We start from the raw sequence: 20,728 nt of genomic DNA, 5'->3' as shown, positions 1-20,728 counted from the left end.
TCAAAGCGGTCTAATCCCCGCCTGAAGCACGCCCGGGCACATCTCCAAAGGCTGCCGGCCAGCGGCCGGCACTACCGCGCCCGTCTGCTGGAGGGGCCGAAGTCCCTCCAACAACACAGTTGCTACAGGGACGTACTTGCGGCGTCCCCCGCAAACCCCATCCCGTCCGGCCCAGCATAGAACCTGCTTTTAGCTGTTGACCTAGCTAAAATGACCGGCATGAGCACTCCCACCTTCCCGTACGACACCGCGCGCCTGAGCGAACTGGCCCAGCTGCTGATCGACAACGTCCGCGAGCTGGCCCACGCCGGCTGGACCCCGGCCACCAGCAGCAACTTCTCCCACCGGCTGGATGACCGCCATGCCGCGATCACCGTCTCCGGCAAGGACAAGGGCCGGCTGGTGGAGGACGACATCATGGTGGTGGATTTCGACGGCAAGGCCGTCGGCCGCCCGCTGCGCCCCTCCGCCGAGACCCTGCTGCATACCCAGCTGTACCGCCGTTTCCCGGAGATCGGCTGCGTGCTGCACACCCATTCGCCGGTGCAGACCATCGCCTCGCGGCTGTATGCGCCGCAAGGCCACATCCGGCTGGAAGGCTACGAGCTGCTGAAGGCCTTCCACGGCAACAGCACCCACGAGATGGCGGTCGATGTGCCGGTGTTCGCCAACACCCAGGACATGGACGTGCTCTCGGCCCAGGTCGATGCCCTGCTCGACACCCAGCCGCTGTGGGGTTACCTGATCGACGGCCACGGCCTGTACGCCTGGGGCCGCACCATGGCCGAGGCGCGCCGCCACATGGAAGCCTTCGAATTCCTGCTGCACTGTGAGCTGGAACTGCGCAAGCTGCGTGGCTGATCGCGCTCAGATTCCTGAAGAGAATCTGTATTCCGCGCTTCGGCATCAGTGCGTCGCCCCCACCCCGGCGCCGCACTGGTACCCTTTCCTTCCCCTCTTCGCCTCGATGCTGCCGCCATGAGCCGACTCCGCATATTTGATGACACCGCCCCGGATGTCCCGCTGTTCGACAGCCGGGATGGCGAGGCGATCGCCGCCGAACTCAAGCCGATCGGCGTCACCTTCGAGCGCTGGCAGGCGGCCCATGAGGTCGCGCCGGGCGCCAGCCAGGACGAGGTCTTCGCCGCCTACAGGGTCGATATCGACCGGCTGGTTGCCACGCACGGCTTCAAGAGCGTGGACGTCGCATCGATCGCACCGGACAACCCGAACCGCGCCGAGCTGCGCAGGAAGTTCCTGGACGAGCACTTCCACAAGGAAGACGAGGTCCGCTTCTTCGTTGCCGGGTCGGGGCTGTTCACCCTGCACGTGGACGGCAAGGTCTACGAGATCGAGTGCGTCAAGAACGATCTGATCGCCGTGCCCGATGGCATCACCCATTGGTTCGACATGGGCGAGGAGCCGAGCTTCGTGGCGATCCGCTTCTTCACCGAGCCGGATGGCTGGGTCGGCCATTTCACCGGCAGCGACATCGCCCAGACCTTCCCGCGTTACCACCCCGCACAGCACCAGGCCGACTGATCCATGCCGCATCCGACCGTCATCCTCACCGATATCGAGGGCACCACCAGCAGCATTTCGTTCGTCAAGAACGTGCTGTTCCCGTACGCGCGCAAGGCGCTGCCGGCATTCGTTGCCGCGCATGGCCAGGAGCCGCAGGTACGCCGCTGGCTGGACGCGGTGGCGGTCGAGATCGGCGGCGCCTGCCAGGACAGCCTGATCGTGGAGACGCTGCAGGGCTGGATCGACCAGGACCGCAAGCACACCGCGCTCAAGGCGCTGCAGGGCATGATCTGGGAAGCCGGTTACCGCAACGGCGACTACAAGGCGCACTTCTACCCGGAAGTCGCCGCCGTGCTGAAGGGCTGGCATGCGGAGGGCAAGCCGCTGTACGTGTATTCCTCCGGTTCGGTCCCGTCGCAGAAGCTGTTCTTCGGCTTCAGCGAGGCCGGTGACCTGACGGGGCTGGTGTCGGGCTGGTTCGACACCGAAGTCGGCGGCAAGCGCGAGGCGGACAGCTACCGCCACATCGTCGAGGCCATCGGGGTGCCTGCCGGGCAGATCGTGTTCCTGTCCGATGTGGTGGAAGAGCTGGATGCTGCGCGCGAGGCCGGCCTGCAGACCCGCCTGCTGGATCGGCTTGAGGATTACCCGCTGCCGCGCAATGGTGAGGCCACGCACGGCCACGACCGCCTCGAGAATTTCCAGCAGATCACGCTGTAACCGGGTACATCCTCCACGCCCTGCGGATGCTGTTCGCACGATACAGGCCCAGCGCCAGCCACGCATGGCGTGGCTCTACACCCTCCGGATGTCTGCCGCGATTGCACGTTCGTGATACGAGGTAGATCCACGCCATGCGTGGATGCTGTTCGCACGATGCCGGCACCACGCCAGCCACGCATGGCGTGGCTCTACCGGATGACGTCTGCCAGGGACTGCAGGCGCAACGTCCGGCGCAGCGTCGCAAGATCCGCATCCGCGCGCAGCCGGATCGTCACCGTCGCGCCCGGCACCAGGTCCAGCGCGTTGTCGTCGAGCGTGGCATCCAGCCCTTCGAACGCGATCCACAGCGCCCGCGCCAGCGTGGCCGAGCGCAGCGTCAACATGTAACCGTCGCCATCGGCGCGCAGTTCGCTGTCGATGGCCGGCCGTGACAGCGCCAAGGCCTTGGCCGGCACGAAATACACCACCTGCTGCGACAGCAGTTTCCCGCCGTCGAACAGCTCGACCACCGCCACGGTGCGCGTCGGATCGGCCCCCTTCAACAGATCGGCATCGGCAAATCGCCCCACCTCCAGCGCGGACAACGGCGGCAGGGCCACGGTATGCCGCTGCTCGCTGCGCAGCGCGCCATCGAGATCGAACACGCGCAGCCGCCATGTCGCCTGCAGGCCCTGTTGGCGATCATTGAGCAGACTCACCCGGGTCATGCCGTCATCGCGCAGCGCCGCGACCGCGTGGTCGGCGAAGAAGCGCCTGGCGTGGAAATGCAGCGCCTTCCAGCGCCCGGCGTAGTCGATGCTCGACCACGACGCACCCGGCCACACATCGTTGAGCTGCCAATACAGCGAGCCCATCGTGTACGGCCGTGAGGCACGGTGATGCAGGGCGGCCAGCTGGATGCCGTCGGCCTGCATCACCTGGCTCAGGTACACGAATGCCGGGAAGTCGCGAGGCGTGCCGTACTCCTCCTCGATATACTTGAGCAGGCGCTGGTTGCCCTCGCCCGCCATGAATTTCTGGTGCGCGCGCACCGTCGGGCTGTCGACCTGCTGCTCGTCGGCGGGAATGATGCCGTCCAGCGTGCGCAGCACCGGCCAGGCCTGCAGTCCGTACTCGGACATGAAACGCGGTGTCTCGCGCAGGTAGGCGGTCACCGGCAGCGCCGGATTGCCCCACACCTGCCAGTAGTGCTTGTCGCCGCGGGTGGAATCGTTGGCCTTTTCGTCCAGGTCGTTGCCCGGTGAGCTCGACCAGTACGGCACGCCCAATCCCTCCTCGGCCACCACCTGGCGCAGATCATTGCCGAACAGGTCCACGTAGCCCTGCCAGACCTTCGCGGCGAACACGGGGTCCGCCGCCGTCAGGTTACGGCCGTGGCCCCAGTCCTTCCACGCGGTCTCTTCTTCGTTGTTGCCGCACCACACCACCACGCTGGGGTGATGGCGCAGGCGCCGCACGTTGTCGCGCGCTTCGTCGACCACGTTCGCGCGGAACGCCGGATCGTAGCCGGGCTGCATGCCGCCCCCGAACATGAAGTCCTGCCAGACCAGCAGGCCCAGCTCGTCGGCGATGTCGAAGAACACATCGTCTTCGTAGTAACCGCCGCCCCAGTTGCGCAGCATGTTCATGTTGGCATCGCGCGCCGCGGTCAGCTCGCGCCGGATCCGCGCCTCGTCCACGCGCGCCGGGAACATGTCGAACGGAATCACGTTGGCGCCCTTGGCGAAGATCGGCACGCCGTTGATCACGAACGCGAAGCCCTGCCCGCCGTTGCGGTCCGCCTCCCGCCGCAGTTTGACGGTGCGCAGGCCGGTGCGCTGCTCGATGCGGGACGCATCGGCGGTCCCCGGTGCCAGGGTGGCGCGCACGGTATAGCGCGCCTGCTCGCCCTGCCCGACCGGCCACCAGCGTCGCGGCTTCTGCAGCGTCACCGGGATCGTGATGCGGTTGTCGCCCGCCTGGAGCATCGCCGTGCGGTCGATGCGCGCTACTCGCTTACCGTCCGGATCGAGTACCTCCAGTTGCACCGCCGCGGTCCCCGCCGCCGCACTCTCCACCTCGACCGCGACCTCGAGGTCCGCGCGGGCCGCGTCCAGGGCGCGGGTCTGCACGGCCAGCGCCGTGAGCCGCTGTGCGTCCCAGCTCTCCAGCCGCACCGGCCGCCAGATGCCGGCAGTCACGTAACGCGGACCCCAATCCCAGCCGAAGTGGTAGCCCGGCTTGCGCACGAAATTGCCGACCATCGCGTCTTTGGGTTCATCGCCATAGGGCGAGGGGTAGTTGCCGGCGATCTTGTGCGGCATCGCCTGCACGTCCGGCAGCAGCGTGCGGATCGGCGAGCGCAGCACGATGCGCAGTTCATTGCCGCGGGCGCGCAACCTGCCGTCGACCCGCGCACGCCAGGTGCGATGGCTGTTGTTCGCCTGCAGCAGCGGCTGGCCGTTGAGGGTGACGGTCGCGAACGTATCCAGGCCTTCGAACGCAAGCTCGGCATGTGCGCGCGCCAGCGTCGCCGCATCCACATCGAACTGCGCACGGTATTCCCAGTCGGCCAGGCCGATCCACTGCAGGCCGGCCTCAGGGGCGCCGACGTACGGATCGGGAATCTGTCCCTGTGCCAGCAGGTCGGTATGCACCGCGCCAGGCACCTGCGCGGTGCGCCAGCCGGCCAACTGTGGATGGGTGCGCAGCTGGGCGTCGCCGGGCAACAGGCGGAAGCTCCACTGGGCCTGCAGCGGCGCTGCCGTCACCGGCAGCACCCACGATCCCACCAGCAGCAACAGCAGCCAGCAGGCCGCACGGACGACACGGAAATGACGCATGGCAGTCTGCCTCGTTGTTGACCCGCTTATGCCGGCCGGCCCGGGGCCGGCACGTTCAGACACCCACTGGCGACCCGCCGATCAACGCACCACGTTGAGCACTTCGTAGCACGCGCCCATGGTGTGGTAATCGGTCTTGCCCGCCGGGCTCTTCTCGTCGCTGTATTTGCGGTTGTCCGCATCCAGGATGCGATACCAGGCGCCATGGCGATGATCGATCATGTGCTGCCAGGCGTAGCCCCACAACCTGTCATACCAGTCCCAGTACACGACGTCGCCGGTGCGCTTGGCCAGCAGCGCGGCGGTGGCCAGGGATTCGGCCTGCACCCAGAAATACTTGTCGTCATCGCAGACGCTGCCATCCGGCGCGAAGCCGTAATACAGCCCGCCGCGCCCGGCGTCCCAGCTGCGTTCCACCGCCACATCGAACAGATGCCGCGCCGTCGGTACCAGCCAGTCGGCCTGCACGTGGCGGTCCAGGATCAGCAGCAGCTTGGCCCACTCGGTCTGGTGGCCCGGCTGGAAGCCCCACGGGCGGAACAGGTGCTTGGGGTCGTCGCGGTTGTAATCCCAGTCGATCTGCCACTGGGTGTCGTAGTGCTCCCACACCAGGCCATCGCCCTGCGCCGCCTGGCGACGGGTCATGTGATCGGCCAGCAGCAGCGCACGATCGAGATAGCGCCGCTCACCGCTTGCCTCGAACGCGGCCAGCATCGCCTCGCACATATGCATGTTGGCGTTCTGGCCACGGTAGTCGCTGAAGTGCCAGTCGGCGTCGGCTTCGTCCTTGTACAGGCCGAACGCCGGTTCCCAGAAGCGCGCTTCCAGCAGCTGCCAGGTCTCGTCCATCCACGACCGCGCTTCGCCGATCCCGGCCTTCAGCGCGCAGCTGTAGGCCAGCAGCACGAAGGCCACGCCATAGCAGTGGTTGGTCGCATCTTCGACCACGCCATCGCGCAGCGTCCATGCATAACCGCCCGTCGCTGGGTTGCGATGCACCTCGCGCAGGTAGCGCAGACCATGCTCGACCGCCGCCAGGTCCTCGGGCTTGCCGAATTCGCGGTAGGCCATCGCATGGTTGAACACGAAGCGGGCGCTGCTGACCAGATGACGGTGGCCGGCGTCATACACGCTGCCATCGTCACGGTAGTAATGGAAGAAGCCGCCGTTCGGGTCGATTTCATGCGGCTGGTAGAACGCCATCGTCTGCGCGATGTGGGCGCGCAGGAACGCGGGCGAGCGGAAGTCGGGGGTCGGCGGAACCGGCGTGGTCATGCGGCGTCATCCTGTTGTTGCTGCAGCAGTTGCTGGACTTCATGGAGGCTGGGCATCGCGGCGAAAGCGCCCTTGCGGGTCACGGCCAATGCACCGACGGCCGCGCCGAAGCGGATCGCCTCGACCAACCCGGCGGGGTCCTGGCAGAACGCGGCGAAACCGGCGCCGTCCCCGCCGCGCTCGCCGATTCCGAACAGCAGGCCGCCGACGAAGGCATCGCCGGCCGCGGTCGAATCCACCGTGGTGACGCGGAAGCCGGTGAGCACGCCGTGGGTGTGGCGGGTATGCCAGCGGATCGGTGCGGCGCCGTCGGTGATCACCACCGCCTGGGCCTGCGCAGCGAGCAGGCGCTCGACCACGGCGGCATCACCGCCGGGCACCGAGGCCGCCAGGTACTCCAGTTCCTCGCGAGAGAGCTTGACCAGGTCGGCCAGCGACAACGCTTCCCACAGCCGCGGCAGCGGGTCGACACCGGTCGGCCACAGCGCCGGGCGCAGGTTGAGATCGAGGCTGACCATCGCACCGGCCTGGCGGGCGCGGCGCATGCCCTCGAGCGTGGCGTCGGCGATCTCCGCTTCGGTCAGGCTGTTGGAGCACACGTGGAAGCTGCGCGTACCGTCGAAGCAGTTCGGGTGGAAGTGCGCGCTGCGGAACAGCAGGTCGGCTGCCGGCGGGCGGTAGAAACTGAAGCTGCGCTCGCCGCTGGCATCCAGCGCGACGAACGCCAGCGCGGTCTTGGCCGCGTCGGTGCGCACGATGCAGTCGGTCGCCACGCCGGCACTGGCCAGGCTCTCGGCAAGGAAGTCGCCGAACATGTCCTGGCCGAGCATCCCGGCAAAATGGGTATCCGCACCGAGCCTTGCGGCCGCCACGGCGACGTTGGCCGGCGCACCGCCGGCGTACTGCAGGAAGGCACGCGGGGTGTCCGGGGTGGCCGGCGGCTGGGCAAGTAGATCGATCAAAATCTCGCCGAAACAAACAATCTTGGACATCGTGGCCTCAAGCTCCCTGGCGGAATCCGACGGCCGGGCGCGAACCGGACAGGCCGTAGAAGATGATGTAGCCGTAGCACAGCAGCGGCAGGATGAAGGACTCATGCAGCCCGATGCTGTCGGCCAGCAGGCCCTGCAGGTACGGCACCACCGCGCCACCGACGATGGCCATGATCAACAGGCTGGAGGCCTTGTTGGTCAGCGTGCCCAGGCGTTCGATGCTCAGCGCGAAGATGGTCGGGAACATGATGGAGTTGAACAGACCCACCGCCACGATCGAGTACAACGCGACCTGCCCCTGGCTGAGCATGGTCAGCGCCAGCAGTGCGACGTTCATGCCTGCGAACAGGGTGAGCAGCACGCGCGGCGAGAACCGGGTCATGATCGCCGAGCCGGCGAAACGACCGATCATCGCCAGCGTCCAGTACGCCGAGACGTAATGGGTGGCTTCCTTCTCGGTGAAGCCGCCGATGTTGGGCAGCGACAGGTAGTTGACCAGGAAGCTGCCGATCGACACTTCCGCACCCACGTAGAAGAAGATCGCCAGCACGCCGAACAGCACGTGGCGATGGCGCAGCGCATCCAGCAGGGTGTGCTTGCTGGTATCGGCCTGCTCGGTGGTTTCAGTCAGCGCCGGCAGGCGGAACAGATAAACGAATACCGCCAGCAGGAACAGCGCCACGGCCAGGCCCACGTACGGGCCCTGCACGGACTGCGCTTCCTGCACGCGGTAGGCGATCTGCTCGGCGGCCGGCAGCGCGCCGATCTCGTCGGCACTCTTGACCGTGTTGCCCAGGATCAGCAGCCCGCCGAAGATCGGCGCGATCGCGGTACCCAGCGAGTTCAGCGCCTGGGCCAGGGTCAGGCGGCTGGAGGCCGTCTGCTCCGGGCCAAGCAGCGCCACGTACGGGTTGGCCGCGACCTGCAGCACGGTGATGCCGGTGGCCAGCACGAACAGGGCACCCAGGAAGGCTTCATACACGCGCAGTTCGGCCGCCGGCCAGAAGCCCAGCGCACCGACCGCGGCAATCGCCAGGCCGGCCACGATGCCCTTCTTGTAGCCCAGATGCGCGACCAGCCGGCCGGCCGGGAGCGACATCAGGAAGTACGCACCGAAGAAGGTGAACTGCACCAGCATCGCGCGGGCGTAGTTCAGTTCGAACACCGCCTTCAGATGCGGGATCAGGATGTCGTTGAGGCAGGTGAGGAAGCCCCACATGAAGAAGATGGTGGTCGCCACGGCCAGCGCGACACGCGTGTTCACCACGGGCGCAGCGGAGGATGAGGATGGGAGGCGGGGCGTAGGAGAGATGGGCATTCAGGTACGCGCCTCAGTGCGCGAGCAGGTGATTGGGGAAACCATCAGACGGTCATCGCGCCACTGCTCTCGCGAACGCGGAGCTGGACCGGTGCAACGGTACGGGCCGGCGCAGCGTCGGGATGGTCCAGACGCAGCAACAGCAGTTCGGCTGCCTGCCGCCCGCGCTCGCGCGGATTGACGGTCAGCGTGGTCAGCGGCGGCGATGCCACCGAGGCCTCGGAAATGTCATCGAAACCGGTCACCGCGAAGTCGCGGCCCGGCTGCACGCCGCGCGAGGCCAGGCCCAGCATCAGGCCCAGCGCGACGCTGTCGTTGTAGCAGACCGCTGCGGTCGGCACGTCACCGAGCGCGAACAGCTCGCCGGTCCGCGCGGCCGCATCCAGACGACTGGGCGATGTTTCGATCAGCCACGCCGGCTGCACCGGCATGCCCGCCTCGACCAGCGCCTGCGCATACCCGGTACGACGCTGATGGCACGAACTGGAGACCGCATGGCCGCCATAGAACGCGATGCGGCGGTGGCCCTGTTCGATCAGATGGCGGGTGGCCAGGTAGGCACCCTGCTGGTTGTCCAGGGTCAGGAAGTCCCACTCTGCGCCGGGCAGTTCGCGATTGAACAGCAGCACGTTGGCATGGCCGAGCACCTGCCGGAGCTGCCCCGTATCACTGCCCTCGGCCGGCGACAGGATCAGCCCGGCCGGCATGTGCTCCATCAAGGTGGTCAGCACGGCCTGCTGCCGCTCCGGCGATTCACCGGTGCTGCCGAGCAGGGTCACGAAGCCCTTGCCGCCCAGCGCTTCGTCCACCCCGGAGGCGAATTCGGCGAAGAACGGGTTGGACAGGTCGTTGATGACCAGGGCCACACTCGAAGACGTGCGCCGACGCAGGTTGGCCGCGCCGCGGTTGTAGACGTAGCGCTGGCGCCGCAGTTCGGCCTCCACCTTGGCACGGGTGTCGACGTTCACCAGGGGGCTGCCACGCAGCACCAGCGACACGGTCGCGCGCGACACGCCGATCGCTTCGGCGATGTCGGTCACGGTGACCGCGCGCGTGCCTTTGCCGGCGGGGGTGGCCTTGTCTTTCATCGGGTCGTCGGGTTCCTCAAGCAAGGTGCAAGCCTAAACGATCGCATTGGCCAGCGGTCCGCGCCCGTGCCGGCGGTCAGCCCCGGGGGGACGACCTCGGCGCAGGCGGGCGCGCCGCTCATTCCAGCACTGCGCCGGGGGTGGCGCAGAACGAGGCCGGCAGCGCCTCGGCCTGCGTACCCCAGCCGTTCTCCGGGGCGGTGCTGCCCAGCGCGAAGGCGATGGTGCCACCGCGCTGCAGCTGCGCCCAGTCCAGCCACACGGGCGCATGCGCGCGGCCGTCGATCTGGACGTTCTGGACGTACTGCAGCTGGCGGCCATCGGCGCCCGGCGCCTTCAAAGTGAGTGTCTTGCCCTGGCCCAGATCGATCTCGGCACGGGCAAAACGCGGCGTATGCAGCAGGAACTCGCCGCTGCCCGGCACCGCCGGATACAGACCGAGCGCACTGAACAGGTACCACGCCGACATCGTGCCCAGGTCATCGTTGCCGGTCACGCCGTTGGGCGCATTGGTGAACAGCTGCTGCGCGGCACGCACCACGGTCGCGGTCTTCCACGGCTGCCCGATCAGCGTATACATCCACGGCGCGTGCAGGTCGGGCTCGTTGTTGGGGTTGTAGCGGTACTGGTTGTAATAGCTGTACGGCCCGACCACCCATTCCTTGCGCGCGGCGGTCAGCGGCGACTTCACGAGTGCGTCATAGGCGAAGAACGTATCCAGCCGACGGGCCGCCTGCTCACGACCGTGCATGGCCTGGACCAGGCCGGGCACGTCCTGCTGCGCCAGCCACTGGTACTGCCACGCGGTGCCTTCATGGAAACCATGGTGCGAGCGCGGGCTGTACTTGCCGTCGGCGGGCAGGTACCACGCGCCATCTTCCATGCGCGGACGCGGGAAACCGTTGAAGTCGCCCTCCTCGTCCCGCACCGACGGGTCCCACACCTTGTGCCAGTTGCGGCCGCGCTCGCGCAGCACACCGGCATCGGCGGCATGCCCGAGGCCATCGGCCATCTGCGCCAGCGCGCAGTCGGCCAGCGCGTATTCCAGCGTCGCCGAGCCACCGTGGTGCGGATCCACGTCCATGCCCTTGGAGGGGAAGGCGCGGTCGTACTGCACGTAGCCGTTGGTCAGGTAGCTCGGGTTGCCCGAACGGCCTGCATGACGCGAGTTCATCGGCGGTACCTCGAACGCGTTCTTGCGCAGCGCGGTGTAGGCCTCGCCTTCGCGGCCGGCGAGCGCGCCGAACCGCCAGAGGTCCACCAGGAACGGCGTGACCGGATCACCCGTCATGATGTTGGTTTCGAAGTTGGCATAGCCCCAACGCGGCAACCAGCCACCCTGCGCTTCGATGGCCAGCAGGGTCCGGCCGATATCGCGCGCGACCTCCGGCTTGGTCAGCGCCAGCCACTGGTTCTGTGCGCGGTAGGTATCCCACAGCGAGAAGTACTCGTAGTAGGTCCAGCCATCGGCGCGATGGATGGCGTCGTCGTAACCGCGGTAGCGGCCATCGGCATCACTGCCGGTCAGCGGCTGCAGCAGCGCGTGGTACAGCGCGGTGTACAGCACGGTGCGATCATCGTGGCTGCCGCCCTGTACGCGCACCGCGGCCAGCTCCTTGCGCCACTGCTGCTGCGCAAGCTGGCGCATCTGGTCGAAGCCGAGCAGGCGGTCGCCCTGCATGCCATCGCTGCGCAGGTTGGTGCGCGCGCCTTCGGCATCCACGTGCGAGATCGCACTGACCGCAGTCACGGCGCGGCCCTTGCCCAGGTCGAAGCTGAGCCAGGCACCGCTGGGCTTGAGTTCGCCCTCCATGCCATGGCGTGCGCCCGGCAGGCCGCCGCCCTCGCCCCAGATACCGAACGCCTTGAACGGGCGATCGAACTCGATGCGGAACCAGGTGGTGTACTGATGCCCACCGCAGAAGCTCTTGGTGACCAGCTTGCCTTCCACGGCACGGTCGCCGACCACGTCGACCACGCTGCCGATCACCGAATGGCGCTCGTTGGCCTGGCCGAGGTTGACCAGCACATGGCCGGTCGTCGCGTCGGCGGCAAAGGTGTAGCGCTCGGCCGCGGCGCGGGTGCGCGCGGTGGCCTCGGCATCGATGCCGCCGTAATTGGTCAGGCGCACCTTGTAGTAGCCGGCCTGGCCGACTTCACCGTCGTGCGTATAGCTCGAGGCGTAGCGCTTGTGGTCGAAGCTCTTGGCGTCGTCGGTGTTGAAGTCACCGCCCGGGCCGATGCTGCCGGTCACCGGCAGGACCGAAACCTGGCCGCCCTGCTCCCAGCAGCCCGCGCCGGACAGGAAGGAGTGGCCGAAGCCGCGGATCTTGGGATCGTCATAGCGCCAGCCGGCGTAGTGCTCGCCGATCGGGCTGACCTGGATCAGGCCGAACGGCGCCGAGGCGCCCGGGAACGTATTGCCATCGTCCTTGCTGCCGATGAAGGTGTTGACCTCACGCTCCAGTGCAGCGGGCGCGGCCTGCAGCAACAGCGGCGCGCAGCTCAGCGCCAGCAGGAAGGCCAGGCCGGCCAGCGGGCGGCGGCGTGCCGGGACGGCATGGGCGGCGGGAACAACGGAAGGACGCTTGGAAAAACGGGTCACGGACACGGACTCCTTGGCGGACGTGGCGGCAGCGCGAACCCCTGGCGGTGGGTGCCGCGGGTTCCCTGGACTGGGCGACCCAATCCACACCCCGGTGAATTTAGATCGATTTAAGTAAAGCACGGGAATTTCAGGCGATGCATTCTGCGCTGCAACATGGCCCTGCCTGGGGCGGCCATTCACTGCCCATGCCGCTTCGCACTCGTACCTGGGCAACCCGGGTCGGAAGTCCGATTCATGGTGAGCGGCCCACCCGCAGGGCCGGGGCCGTCCGGCCTGTGCCGCCGGGGACAGGGCCCTCGCCAAGCGAAAGCTCCCCGGGAATCCATATTGCGGAGCAGCATGCTTCGCCCGCACGGTCGTGTTAAAAATCACCCGCCAATCGTTTAGATCGATCCAACTTAAAACGGTCACGATTGCCGGAAGTGGGGAGCCGGGGGACTGCCCCACGCGATGCATGCGGGACGCGCCAGGCAACTCGACGCTCTGGAGAATGGGCTTCAAACATTAGATCGATTCAAAGAATTCGTATCGCCACCGTGTCAATCCAGGAGAGGGAGAGAGTGGAATGAAGATGTCACGCATGCACCGCCGCGTTACGTTGTCCGCGGCCATCGCAAGCGCCTTGGCCGCGGCCGTCGTGCCCGCCAGCGCGTTCGCGCAACAAGCGACCCCGGCCGCGACCGGCACCCCTGATGCGACCACGCTCGACAGCGTGACCGTCACCGGGTACCGCTACGCCATCGAAAAGAGCCTGCAGCAGAAGCGCGACGCCAACGCCGTGGTCGAAGTGATCACCGCCGAGGACGTGGGCAAGTTCCCCGACAAGAACGTCGCCGATGCGCTGCAGCGCGTGCCCGGCGTGGTGATCACGCGCAGCGGCGGCGAAGGCAAGAGCGTCAGCGTACGCGGCCTCGCGCCCGATCTGACCCTCACCCAGTTGAACGGCAATTACGTCGCCACCTCGGAAACCAACAACGAGGCGTCGCGTTCGTTCAATTACACGCTGCTGCCGTCGAACATGCTGTCCAGCGCGGAGCTGTTCAAATCTCCGGAAGCGCGCATCGACGAAGGCGGCATCGGCGGCACGGTGATCCTGCACACCCGCCGTCCGCTCGATATGGAAGCCAACTCCGGGTACGTGAATCTGGAAGGCACCTCGTCGGACACCAGCCACGACATCGATCCGCAGGCCTCGGCGTTGTATTCCTGGCACAGCAAGGACGAACGCTTTGGCGTGCTCGTGGGCGTGACACAGCAGAAGCGCACCAGCCGCACCATGGAAGCCAGCACCGAGGACTATCAGTGGTATGGCGCCGGCGACGCGCGTGATGCCAATGGCAACGCGCTGCCGCAGGATGGCATCCACTACTGGTGGGGGCAGTCCGGTTTCAACAACCAGACCGGCGGTAACTACAGCGACTTCTTCATGCCGACCTCGGTGAACTTCGCTGTGAAGGAAGAGAAGCGCGAGCGCAAGGGTGGCCAGCTGACCTTCCAGTTCAAGCCGCTGGACAACCTGACCCTGACCGCCAACTACTTCCGCTTCGAGCTGCAGGGTGATTACACCCAGAACATGCTCAAGGTGCCGGAGTGGAGCATGGCCCGCTTCGACGGCGACGGTAACTGGGCCGGCGGCCGGCTGCTCAACGGGCTCGACTTCGATCCCAGCGGCAGCATCGTGACCGGCGCGCAGTTCGAGAAGCTGCCGGGCAAGGCCTACATCTGCAGCGAAGAACAGGCCGCAGCGGCCGGCCTGGCGCCGGGCGGCTGGGGTCCGGACGATTGCACCCTCCCCACCCCGCAGCTGACCGGTGGCTACAGCAAGGAGAAGGCGCTTTCCCAGACCGCCGACCTGGCCGTCGAGTGGGACATCAGCCCGTTGTGGAAGGCCTCGTTCACCGGCGGCCGTACGTGGTCCGAAGGCGGCCCGTCGATGAACTTCCGCATGTCGGCCAAGCCGCGCCGCAAGGTTGGTCCCGACTACCTGTCGGGCAATCAGTACACCGCATGGGACCTGACCGGCACGCCGTCGGTGCAGTTCTCGCCGGACCTGCAGCAGCAGTTGATGGCCGGCATTGCAGAAGTCGACACCGGCTCGACCGATTCGTCGTGGATGCAGACCGAGGTCGAACAGAACTACTTCCAGGCCGACTTCACCAAACTGTTCGAAACCGGCTGGCTGGACTCGATCCAGTTCGGCACCAAGTACCGTGATGGCAAGGTCCACCGCAACACCGGCAACACCTACTGGGTGTGCCAGGGCCTGGACCCGTCCGACTACGACAACAACCGTTACCAGGCCGGCTGCGATTCGACTGCCGGTGATGCGCAGCCGGGCTTCTTCCTGTCCAACCCGATCAGCAACATCGCGGGCGGCTTCAACGCCAACGTATTCCCGGGCATCAACTACCCGGCCTACATCAACTACCTCAACCAGACCTACGGCGGCTCGCACAACCGCACCGAAGAAGACTTCGTCTACGACGTCAACGAGAAGATCTACTCCGGGTATTTCCAGGCCAACTTCCGTACCGAGCGTCTGCGCGGCAACGTCGGCGTGCGCGTGGTGCGTACCGAGCAGTTCGCCCAGTCCAGCGATTCGGTCGAGCGCTTCAACGATTACTTCGTCGACAACGCCAACGGCTCGCCGATGAGCTGCGATGATCCGGCCGCGGATCCGACCCTGCGCTGCCAGGGCGGCTTCGTGCGCCTGCCGGACAACCAGGTCCGCGACAAGGTGTACACGCTCAGCTCGCTCGACAAGACCTACACCGACTTCCTGCCGAGCTTCAACATCGCCTGGGACATCACCGACACCTTGGTGCTGCGCGGTGCCGCCTCGAAGGTCATCGCACGTCCGGGCTACACGAGCATCGCTTATCCGGGCGGCCTGAACTACATCAGCGAGGAATACAGCAACGACCGCCGCGTCGCCGGCGGCACCGATACCCCCGGCTGGTACGGCTCCGGCAGCAACAAGAACCTGGAACCGTTCGAAGCCGTCCAGTTCGACCTTGGCGTGGAGTGGTACTTCAAGCCCGGCTCTGCCGCGGGCGTGGCACTGTTCCGCAAGAACGTGGACAACTTCACCGTGCCGGTGGTGCGCGACCAGCAGATGACCGTCGGCGGCCAGACGGTCACCGTGCAGAAGTACGCCACGGAAGCCAACGGCCGTGACGGCGTTTCGCAGGGTGTCGAGGTGTACGGTCAGTACACCTTCGACATGGGCTTCGGCGTGCAGGCCAACTACACCTACAACGACACCAACCTCGCCTCGATCGTGCTGGATGGCGAGGAAATCGGTGCGTCGCCGCTGGTGGGCAGCGCGAAGAACCAGGCCAACGTCACGATCTTCTACGAGAACGACACGATCCTGGCCCGCGCCTCGTACAACCGCCGTGGCGAAGTGGTGGGCGGCCTGAACAACGGCCTGACCACCTACACCAAGCCCTACGACCAGCTCGACCTCAACGTGGCGTACAACATCACGCCGGACTGGACGGTCACCGCCTCGGTGCTGAACGCCACCAAGTCCGAGCTGCAGAGCTACATCGGCGGTGACAGCGAAGCCCGCCTGCTGTCCAACATCTACGCCGGCCGCCAGCTGTACTTCGGCGTGAACTGGAAGTTCTAAGCATCACCCGCCCCCGCCTCCGGGCGGGGCAACGGTCCTCCACGGCAGCTGCGCTTCTACAGGCGGCTGCCGTTTTTTTTTAACGGCGTTTTTCTTAACAGGGACGGAGGTAGTTAATTGCGGACGTGCGTCGCGGATTAACTACCTCCGTCCCTATTATCAAGCGCCGCGCGCAGTGCTATGACGTGCGCTGTGTCGGTCACGTTCCAGTCCGGCGACAATCCGATCAGCGCCGGATTTTGGTGGCGCATCGCCGAGTGCTGCGTGGCCTTGGCCGAGGCGTGCAGTTCAAGGCAACCGCTGCGCTCGACAACCTCCACGATGTTGGCCGCTGAGATTCCCGCGCCGGCCATCAGCGAAATCCGGTCACCGGCCTGCGTTACCAGCGCACTCAGGACGTCGGCACCGGCCAGGGCACTGGCCTGCCCGCCCGAACTCAGGATGCGCTGGCAGCCCAGCGTCACGATCTGCTCCAGCGCCGCCGGCAGATCGCGTGCGGCATCGAAGGCGCGGTGGAAGGTGATGCCGAGCGGGCCTGCCGCGGAAATCAGTTCACGGCACAACGCCATGTCGATGCCGCCGTCGGCATCCAGGCCGCCGATCACCACGCCATCGCAGCCGAGCGCACGGCACTGCGCGATATCGCGCAGCATGATCTCCGTCTCCAGCGCGGTGTAAAGAAAATCGCCAGGACGCGGCCGGATCAGCACGAACAACGGAATATGCAGGCGGTCACGGGCGACCGCGATGCTGCCCTGCGACGGCGTGGTACCGCCCTCGGCCAGGTTGTCGAACAGCTCGATCCGGTCCGCGCCGCCCTGCTGGGCGGCCAATGCGGAGGCCACCGAGTTCGAGGCGATCTCCAGCAGCCGCCGCCGCGCGCTCACGTCTGCTCGCTCGTGTAGACCGAGGCGGAATCGCGCAGATCGTCCTGCCGGTCCTTGTCGCAGACTGCATAGACGAAGCCGCGATGCAGCGCATAGGCGCCGACCTCACCGTGCTTGTTCAACGCGAGGAAGCACACCTGCAGCGTCTTGCTCGCCTCCGGCCGCTTGCGCACCACCCGCGCGATCGCCTCGCGGCAGGCCTCGGCCGGTGATCGGCCCTGGCGCATCAGCTCGACCACCAGGAACGAGGCGGCATTGCGGATCATTTCCTCACCGACGCCCGAGGCGGTCGCCGCGCCCACCTCATTGTCCACGTACAACCCCGCGCCGATGATGGGGCTGTCGCCGACGCGGCCGTGCATCTTCCAGGCCATGCCACTGGTGGTGCAGGCACCGGCCAGACGCCCCTGGGCATCGATGGCGAGCATGCCCAGCGTGTCGTGGTTGCTGCTGTCGCCGGGGCGGCTGCGTCGCTCGGCATTGATCTCGGGGGTGTACTGCGCGGTCTTGAGCCACTCACGCCACGCCGTCTCGGCTTCCGGGGTCAGCAGCTTCTTCCGCTCGAAGCCCTGCTGCACAGCGAACTGCTGCGCGCCCTCGCCCACCAGCATCACATGCGGGGTCTGCTCCATCACCCGCCGCGCCACCGAAACCGGGTGCGCGATATCGCTCAGCGCCGCCACCGAACCACAGCGGCCATCGCCGTCCATGATGCTGGCGTCCAGGCTCAGCACCCCATCTCGATCCGGATTGCCGCAGCGCCCGACCGTGGGGTTGCACAGGTCGCTCTCGGCCCAGCGGGCACCGGCTTCCACCGCATCAAGCGCGGAGCCGCCGGCCGACAGGGTTTTCCAGGCCACCTGGTTGGCCCCCACGCCGAAATCCCAGGTGGACACGACGCGCGCGCCGCTGGCGGTGCGTGCCTGCAGCGTCGGCAGCGCGAGGGCGCCGGCCGCCAGGGCACTGGCCTGGAGAAATCGCCTGCGGTCAGTCATGGGTACGTCTCCAGTTATCGGACAATGGAAGAACTACGCGACGATACAGCGATGCTCCGCATGCCAGACCGCCGCGCCGAGCACGCCGAGTTCGCCGTGGTCCACGCGCCAGATCGGTACCTGGCGGAGCACGTCCTGCATCACGCCCTTGGCCAGGAAACGCTCGCGGAAGCGGCCGTCGCGCAGGAAGCGGTCCACGCGCGTGGAGATGCCGCCAGCCAGATAGACCGAGCGCGCGCCGAAGGTGGTGGCCAGATCGCCGGCCAGACTGCCCAGCCAGGCGCAGAACACCTCCAGCGTCTCCACCGCCACCGGATCCACACCGTCATGCGCGGCCGCGATCAGGGCTTCGGTGCTCGCCCAGTGCGGTGTGACCCCACGGATATCGCACAGGCAGGGATACAGGTTCATCAGGCCGCCCCCGGACAGCACGCGCTCGTTGTCCACGTGCTCCCAGCGCTGCAGCAGGCGCGAGAGCACCTCCAGTTCCAGCGGATTGCAGGCGTTCAAGGCGGCATGGCCGGCCTCGCTGGCCAGCACCGGACGCTCACCGCCCTCGAAACGCAGCGCCGCGCCCAGACCGGTGCCGGGACCCAGCACCAGCGCCGGCCAACGCGGCCCCGCCTCGGGTGCACCGTTGAGGGCCACCATGGTTTCCGGCGCCACGTGCGGAATCGCATAGGCGACCGCTTCGAAATCGTTGATCAGCGCCAGCGACACCAGCCCCGAATCGTGACGGGTCTGCGCGACCGACACCGGCCACGGCAGATTGGTGTTGACCAGATGATCACCGTCCAGCAGCCCCGCGATCGCGACCACGGCACTGTCCGGCGCTGCGGACAGGCTGGCGATGAAGTCGGCCAGGATCGCGGCCAGGCCGGGGTGATCAGCGCAGGCATAACGCCGCAGGCCGCTCAGCCGTGGCGCAGCGCCCGCGCACACGGTGGCCAGCGCGACGCGGGCGAACGTGCCGCCAACATCGGCCACGATCAGCGTGTCAGAGTGGGAATCCCGCGGGGCCGCCGTCCGCGACACCTCAGGTTGAGCCGGAACCGGTACCGCTGCGCTCACTCGCTTGCCTTGGTTGAATCGATTGAATCCCGGCGATTCTCAGGCATCGCCGGGGGAATGCAAAGCCACGCCTGCCATACAGCGCCGTACTGAAACGACTGCGGCGTGATCAGGGCTTGGCGGTCTGCAGGCGGTAGCTGGTGCTGGCCATCGCGGTCGGGCCATCGCCCTGCACCGCACGCACTTCCACCTTGTGCTCCCCCACTGCAAGGTTGGTGGGGAGCGCGCCGCGCCACAGGTGCGGCGACGGCGTGGCTTCCGGCGAGCGGTCGAAACCGCGCAGCCGCTCGGCGGTATCGTCGGCGACATTTTCCTGCAGCAGCCGCGGATCGGGCTGCTCGACACGCTTCATCGGCTGCCATGCGCCATCGTCCACGCGGTACTCCACCAGCGAATCGGCCTGACCCATGAACACGTTGGCGTACACACCCCAGGCTGGGTACGCGCCCTGGCGCAGCACCTTCGGCGCGTGCAGGGCGATCTGGTAATCGTCGGGTGCGCGCGCCACGTAATAGCGCAGACCATAGTCACCGCCGGGCTTGACCGAGAGCACCGCATAGCCGTTCGGGGTGCCATCGCTCATGGTCGCATCGGGAATGCCGTTGCTGTCCTTCACCCCCGACCAGAACGCCCCGCAGGCCGCGCCCACGTTGTATTCGTGCAGCGGCTTGCTGCCCTGCCAGCCTTCGGCGGCGCCGTGGTAGTAGTGCTGCTGGGTGTGGCTGTGCCCGCTGAGCACCAGCACGTTCGGGAAGTCCTTGAGCAGCGCGAAGAGCCTTGCGCGGTCGGCATGGCGGAACGTCTCACGGCCCGGTGCCGCATCGAACAGCGGGATGTGCATGCCGAGCACGATCAGCCGATCACGCGGCACGCCCTTCAGATAGTTGCCGAGGAAGGCGAACTGGTCCGCGCGCAGGCCGCCGACGTAGCTCGGCTTGGCCTTGGGGTCGTAGACCACGTCATCGAGGAAGACGAAGCTCGCCCCGCCTTCTTCCACCGCGTAGGTATCCGGGCCGTACACGGCGCGCCAGCTGTCCAGCGAATGCGCGTCGTTGCCGGCATCCATGTCCAGGTCATGGTTGCCCGGTACGTGGAACCACGGCACCTGCAGCTGCGCGGTGACCTTGTTGATGTCCGGGTACAGGCTCAGATCGTCGTTGACGATGTCGCCCAGGGTGGTGCCCAGGCGCGCCGGATGCTTTCCGATGATCGGATCGACGATGGCGCGCTGGTAGTAGGCGATGTCCTGGCGGCTGGCGGTCTGCGAATCGGTGAAGACCAGCATCTCGAAGCCGTTGCGCGCCGCGTCCGTGCCCTTGGCCGGCTCCAGCGCGAAATCCCAGTTGCGGGTTGCGCCGCCGGTGGCGTGGATCCCGTCGTATTTCAGCTTCGGCGAGCCCTGCGGCGCATAGTGGCGCCAGTACGAGGGCAGCCCATTGGCGGCGGCCGGGAAGCGGTACTCGTCCGGCTTGATCACGAACACGGTCTGCCCCTCGCGCACCGGCAGGCTGTAGCTGCCATCGGCGGCGGTGCGCACGATCGTTTCCCCGTTGGACACCTGCACGCCGGCCAGGCCAGGATCGGTCGGGCCGCGCCCCGGCTTGCCGTCACGCTCCTGATAGACCTTGCCGGTAATCGTCGTGCCGGCAGCCCAGGCAGGCGAAGTCATCAACAGCAGGCAAGCCAGCCAAGCGGCAGTACGGGTCATCGAGGGCGGTCCGATCGGGGGTGGGGAATTGTAGAGCCGCACATCATCGCCTGCACCGCGTTTCACCGACGTTAAACGATGTC

The 20,728-nt window shown here is 67.0% G+C and carries 14 protein-coding genes; 4 read left to right on the top strand and 10 right to left on the bottom strand.

Features of this window, described 5'->3' with window-relative positions:
- Window positions 1-219: 219 nt before the first annotated feature.
- From HH110_RS12110 to mtnC, 3 genes are all read left to right on the top strand, one after another.
- Window positions 220-861 carry a methylthioribulose 1-phosphate dehydratase gene (locus HH110_RS12110; protein WP_026069746.1) on the top strand — a complete coding sequence of 214 codons (642 nt, stop codon included), beginning with the start codon at window positions 220-222 and terminating at the stop codon, window positions 859-861.
- A 117-nt stretch (window positions 862-978) separates the two neighbouring features.
- On the top strand, window positions 979-1,542 hold the full coding sequence (locus tag HH110_RS12105; RefSeq protein WP_176989891.1) for an acireductone dioxygenase: 564 nt from the start codon (window positions 979-981) through the stop codon (window positions 1,540-1,542).
- 3 nt (window positions 1,543-1,545) lie between these two features.
- Window positions 1,546-2,244 carry an acireductone synthase gene (gene mtnC / locus HH110_RS12100; RefSeq protein ID WP_176989890.1) on the top strand — a complete coding sequence of 233 codons (699 nt, stop codon included), beginning with the start codon at window positions 1,546-1,548 and terminating at the stop codon, window positions 2,242-2,244.
- Between the two features lie 191 nt (window positions 2,245-2,435).
- On the opposite strand, the gene HH110_RS12095 is transcribed toward mtnC, so the two are convergent.
- The 6 genes from HH110_RS12095 to HH110_RS12070 all read right to left on the bottom strand — a co-directional run bounded on the left by HH110_RS12095 (window position 2,436) and on the right by HH110_RS12070 (window position 12,260).
- Complete coding sequence (locus HH110_RS12095) at window positions 2,436-5,069, bottom strand: glycoside hydrolase family 2 protein (protein WP_176989889.1); 2,634 nt, start codon at window positions 5,067-5,069, stop codon at window positions 2,436-2,438.
- A gap of 81 nt (window positions 5,070-5,150) precedes the next feature.
- On the bottom strand, window positions 5,151-6,344 hold the full coding sequence (locus HH110_RS12090; RefSeq protein WP_176989888.1) for an AGE family epimerase/isomerase: 1,194 nt from the start codon (window positions 6,342-6,344) through the stop codon (window positions 5,151-5,153).
- A complete protein-coding gene (locus HH110_RS12085; RefSeq protein ID WP_176989887.1) occupies window positions 6,341-7,336 on the bottom strand; it encodes a carbohydrate kinase in 996 nt (331 codons plus the stop codon). The genes HH110_RS12090 and HH110_RS12085 overlap by 4 nt, the downstream gene beginning before the upstream one ends.
- A gap of 7 nt (window positions 7,337-7,343) precedes the next feature.
- Window positions 7,344-8,654 carry an L-fucose:H+ symporter permease gene (gene fucP, locus HH110_RS12080; RefSeq protein ID WP_176989886.1) on the bottom strand — a complete coding sequence of 437 codons (1,311 nt, stop codon included), beginning with the start codon at window positions 8,652-8,654 and terminating at the stop codon, window positions 7,344-7,346.
- Between the two features lie 44 nt (window positions 8,655-8,698).
- On the bottom strand, window positions 8,699-9,742 hold the full coding sequence (locus HH110_RS12075) for a LacI family DNA-binding transcriptional regulator (RefSeq protein WP_176989885.1): 1,044 nt from the start codon (window positions 9,740-9,742) through the stop codon (window positions 8,699-8,701).
- Window positions 9,743-9,860: 118 nt separating this feature from the next.
- Window positions 9,861-12,260, bottom strand: coding sequence for a GH92 family glycosyl hydrolase (locus HH110_RS12070; RefSeq protein WP_241696559.1), 2,400 nt, complete (start codon window positions 12,258-12,260; stop codon window positions 9,861-9,863).
- Window positions 12,261-12,915: 655 nt separating this feature from the next.
- Between HH110_RS12070 and HH110_RS12065 the strand changes: the two genes are divergently transcribed.
- On the top strand, window positions 12,916-15,984 hold the full coding sequence (locus HH110_RS12065; RefSeq protein ID WP_176989883.1) for a TonB-dependent receptor: 3,069 nt from the start codon (window positions 12,916-12,918) through the stop codon (window positions 15,982-15,984).
- Window positions 15,985-16,121: 137 nt separating this feature from the next.
- Here the strand turns inward: HH110_RS12065 and HH110_RS12060 are convergent, their stop codons facing one another.
- The 4 genes from HH110_RS12060 to HH110_RS12045 all read right to left on the bottom strand — a co-directional run bounded on the left by HH110_RS12060 (window position 16,122) and on the right by HH110_RS12045 (window position 20,645).
- The gene (locus HH110_RS12060) at window positions 16,122-16,871 is read right to left on the bottom strand and encodes a copper homeostasis protein CutC (protein WP_176989882.1); all 750 of its coding nucleotides are present in this window, start codon (window positions 16,869-16,871) and stop codon (window positions 16,122-16,124) included.
- Window positions 16,868-17,866: a N(4)-(beta-N-acetylglucosaminyl)-L-asparaginase gene (locus tag HH110_RS12055; protein ID WP_176989881.1), complete on the bottom strand. Its 999-nt coding sequence runs from the start codon at window positions 17,864-17,866 to the stop codon at window positions 16,868-16,870. The genes HH110_RS12060 and HH110_RS12055 overlap by 4 nt, the downstream gene beginning before the upstream one ends.
- A 33-nt stretch (window positions 17,867-17,899) precedes the next feature.
- A complete protein-coding gene (locus tag HH110_RS12050; RefSeq protein ID WP_176989880.1) occupies window positions 17,900-18,901 on the bottom strand; it encodes a glucokinase in 1,002 nt (333 codons plus the stop codon).
- Window positions 18,902-19,046: 145 nt separating this feature from the next.
- Window positions 19,047-20,645, bottom strand: coding sequence for a calcineurin-like phosphoesterase family protein (locus tag HH110_RS12045; RefSeq protein WP_176989879.1), 1,599 nt, complete (start codon window positions 20,643-20,645; stop codon window positions 19,047-19,049).
- Between the last annotated feature and the right edge of the window lie 83 nt (window positions 20,646-20,728).

The organism is Stenotrophomonas sp. SAM-B, assembly GCF_013387485.1.
Taxonomy (GTDB): domain Bacteria; phylum Pseudomonadota; class Gammaproteobacteria; order Xanthomonadales; family Xanthomonadaceae; genus Stenotrophomonas; species Stenotrophomonas maltophilia_AA.
The sequence above is the reverse complement of the archived record's forward strand: the minus strand, read 5'-3'. Positions and strand labels throughout refer to the sequence as shown.

Bases quoted from the DNA above. Each gene is read 5' to 3' on its own strand.
- HH110_RS12090 (WP_176989888.1), bottom strand. From the start codon at position 6,344: ATGACCACGCCGGTTCCGCCGACCCCCGACTTCCGCTCGCCCGCGTTC.
- fucP (WP_176989886.1), bottom strand. From the start codon at position 8,654: ATGCCCATCTCTCCTACGCCCCGCCTCCCATCCTCATCCTCCGCTGCG.
- HH110_RS12045 (WP_176989879.1), bottom strand. From the start codon at position 20,645: ATGACCCGTACTGCCGCTTGGCTGGCTTGCCTGCTGTTGATGACTTCG.
- HH110_RS12095 (WP_176989889.1), bottom strand. From the start codon at position 5,069: ATGCGTCATTTCCGTGTCGTCCGTGCGGCCTGCTGGCTGCTGTTGCTG.
- HH110_RS12110 (WP_026069746.1), top strand. From the start codon at position 220: ATGAGCACTCCCACCTTCCCGTACGACACCGCGCGCCTGAGCGAACTG.
- HH110_RS12055 (WP_176989881.1), bottom strand. From the start codon at position 17,866: ATGACTGACCGCAGGCGATTTCTCCAGGCCAGTGCCCTGGCGGCCGGC.
- HH110_RS12105 (WP_176989891.1), top strand. From the start codon at position 979: ATGAGCCGACTCCGCATATTTGATGACACCGCCCCGGATGTCCCGCTG.
- HH110_RS12075 (WP_176989885.1), bottom strand. From the start codon at position 9,742: ATGAAAGACAAGGCCACCCCCGCCGGCAAAGGCACGCGCGCGGTCACC.
- HH110_RS12065 (WP_176989883.1), top strand. From the start codon at position 12,916: ATGAAGATGTCACGCATGCACCGCCGCGTTACGTTGTCCGCGGCCATC.
- HH110_RS12085 (WP_176989887.1), bottom strand. From the start codon at position 7,336: ATGTCCAAGATTGTTTGTTTCGGCGAGATTTTGATCGATCTACTTGCC.
- mtnC (WP_176989890.1), top strand. From the start codon at position 1,546: ATGCCGCATCCGACCGTCATCCTCACCGATATCGAGGGCACCACCAGC.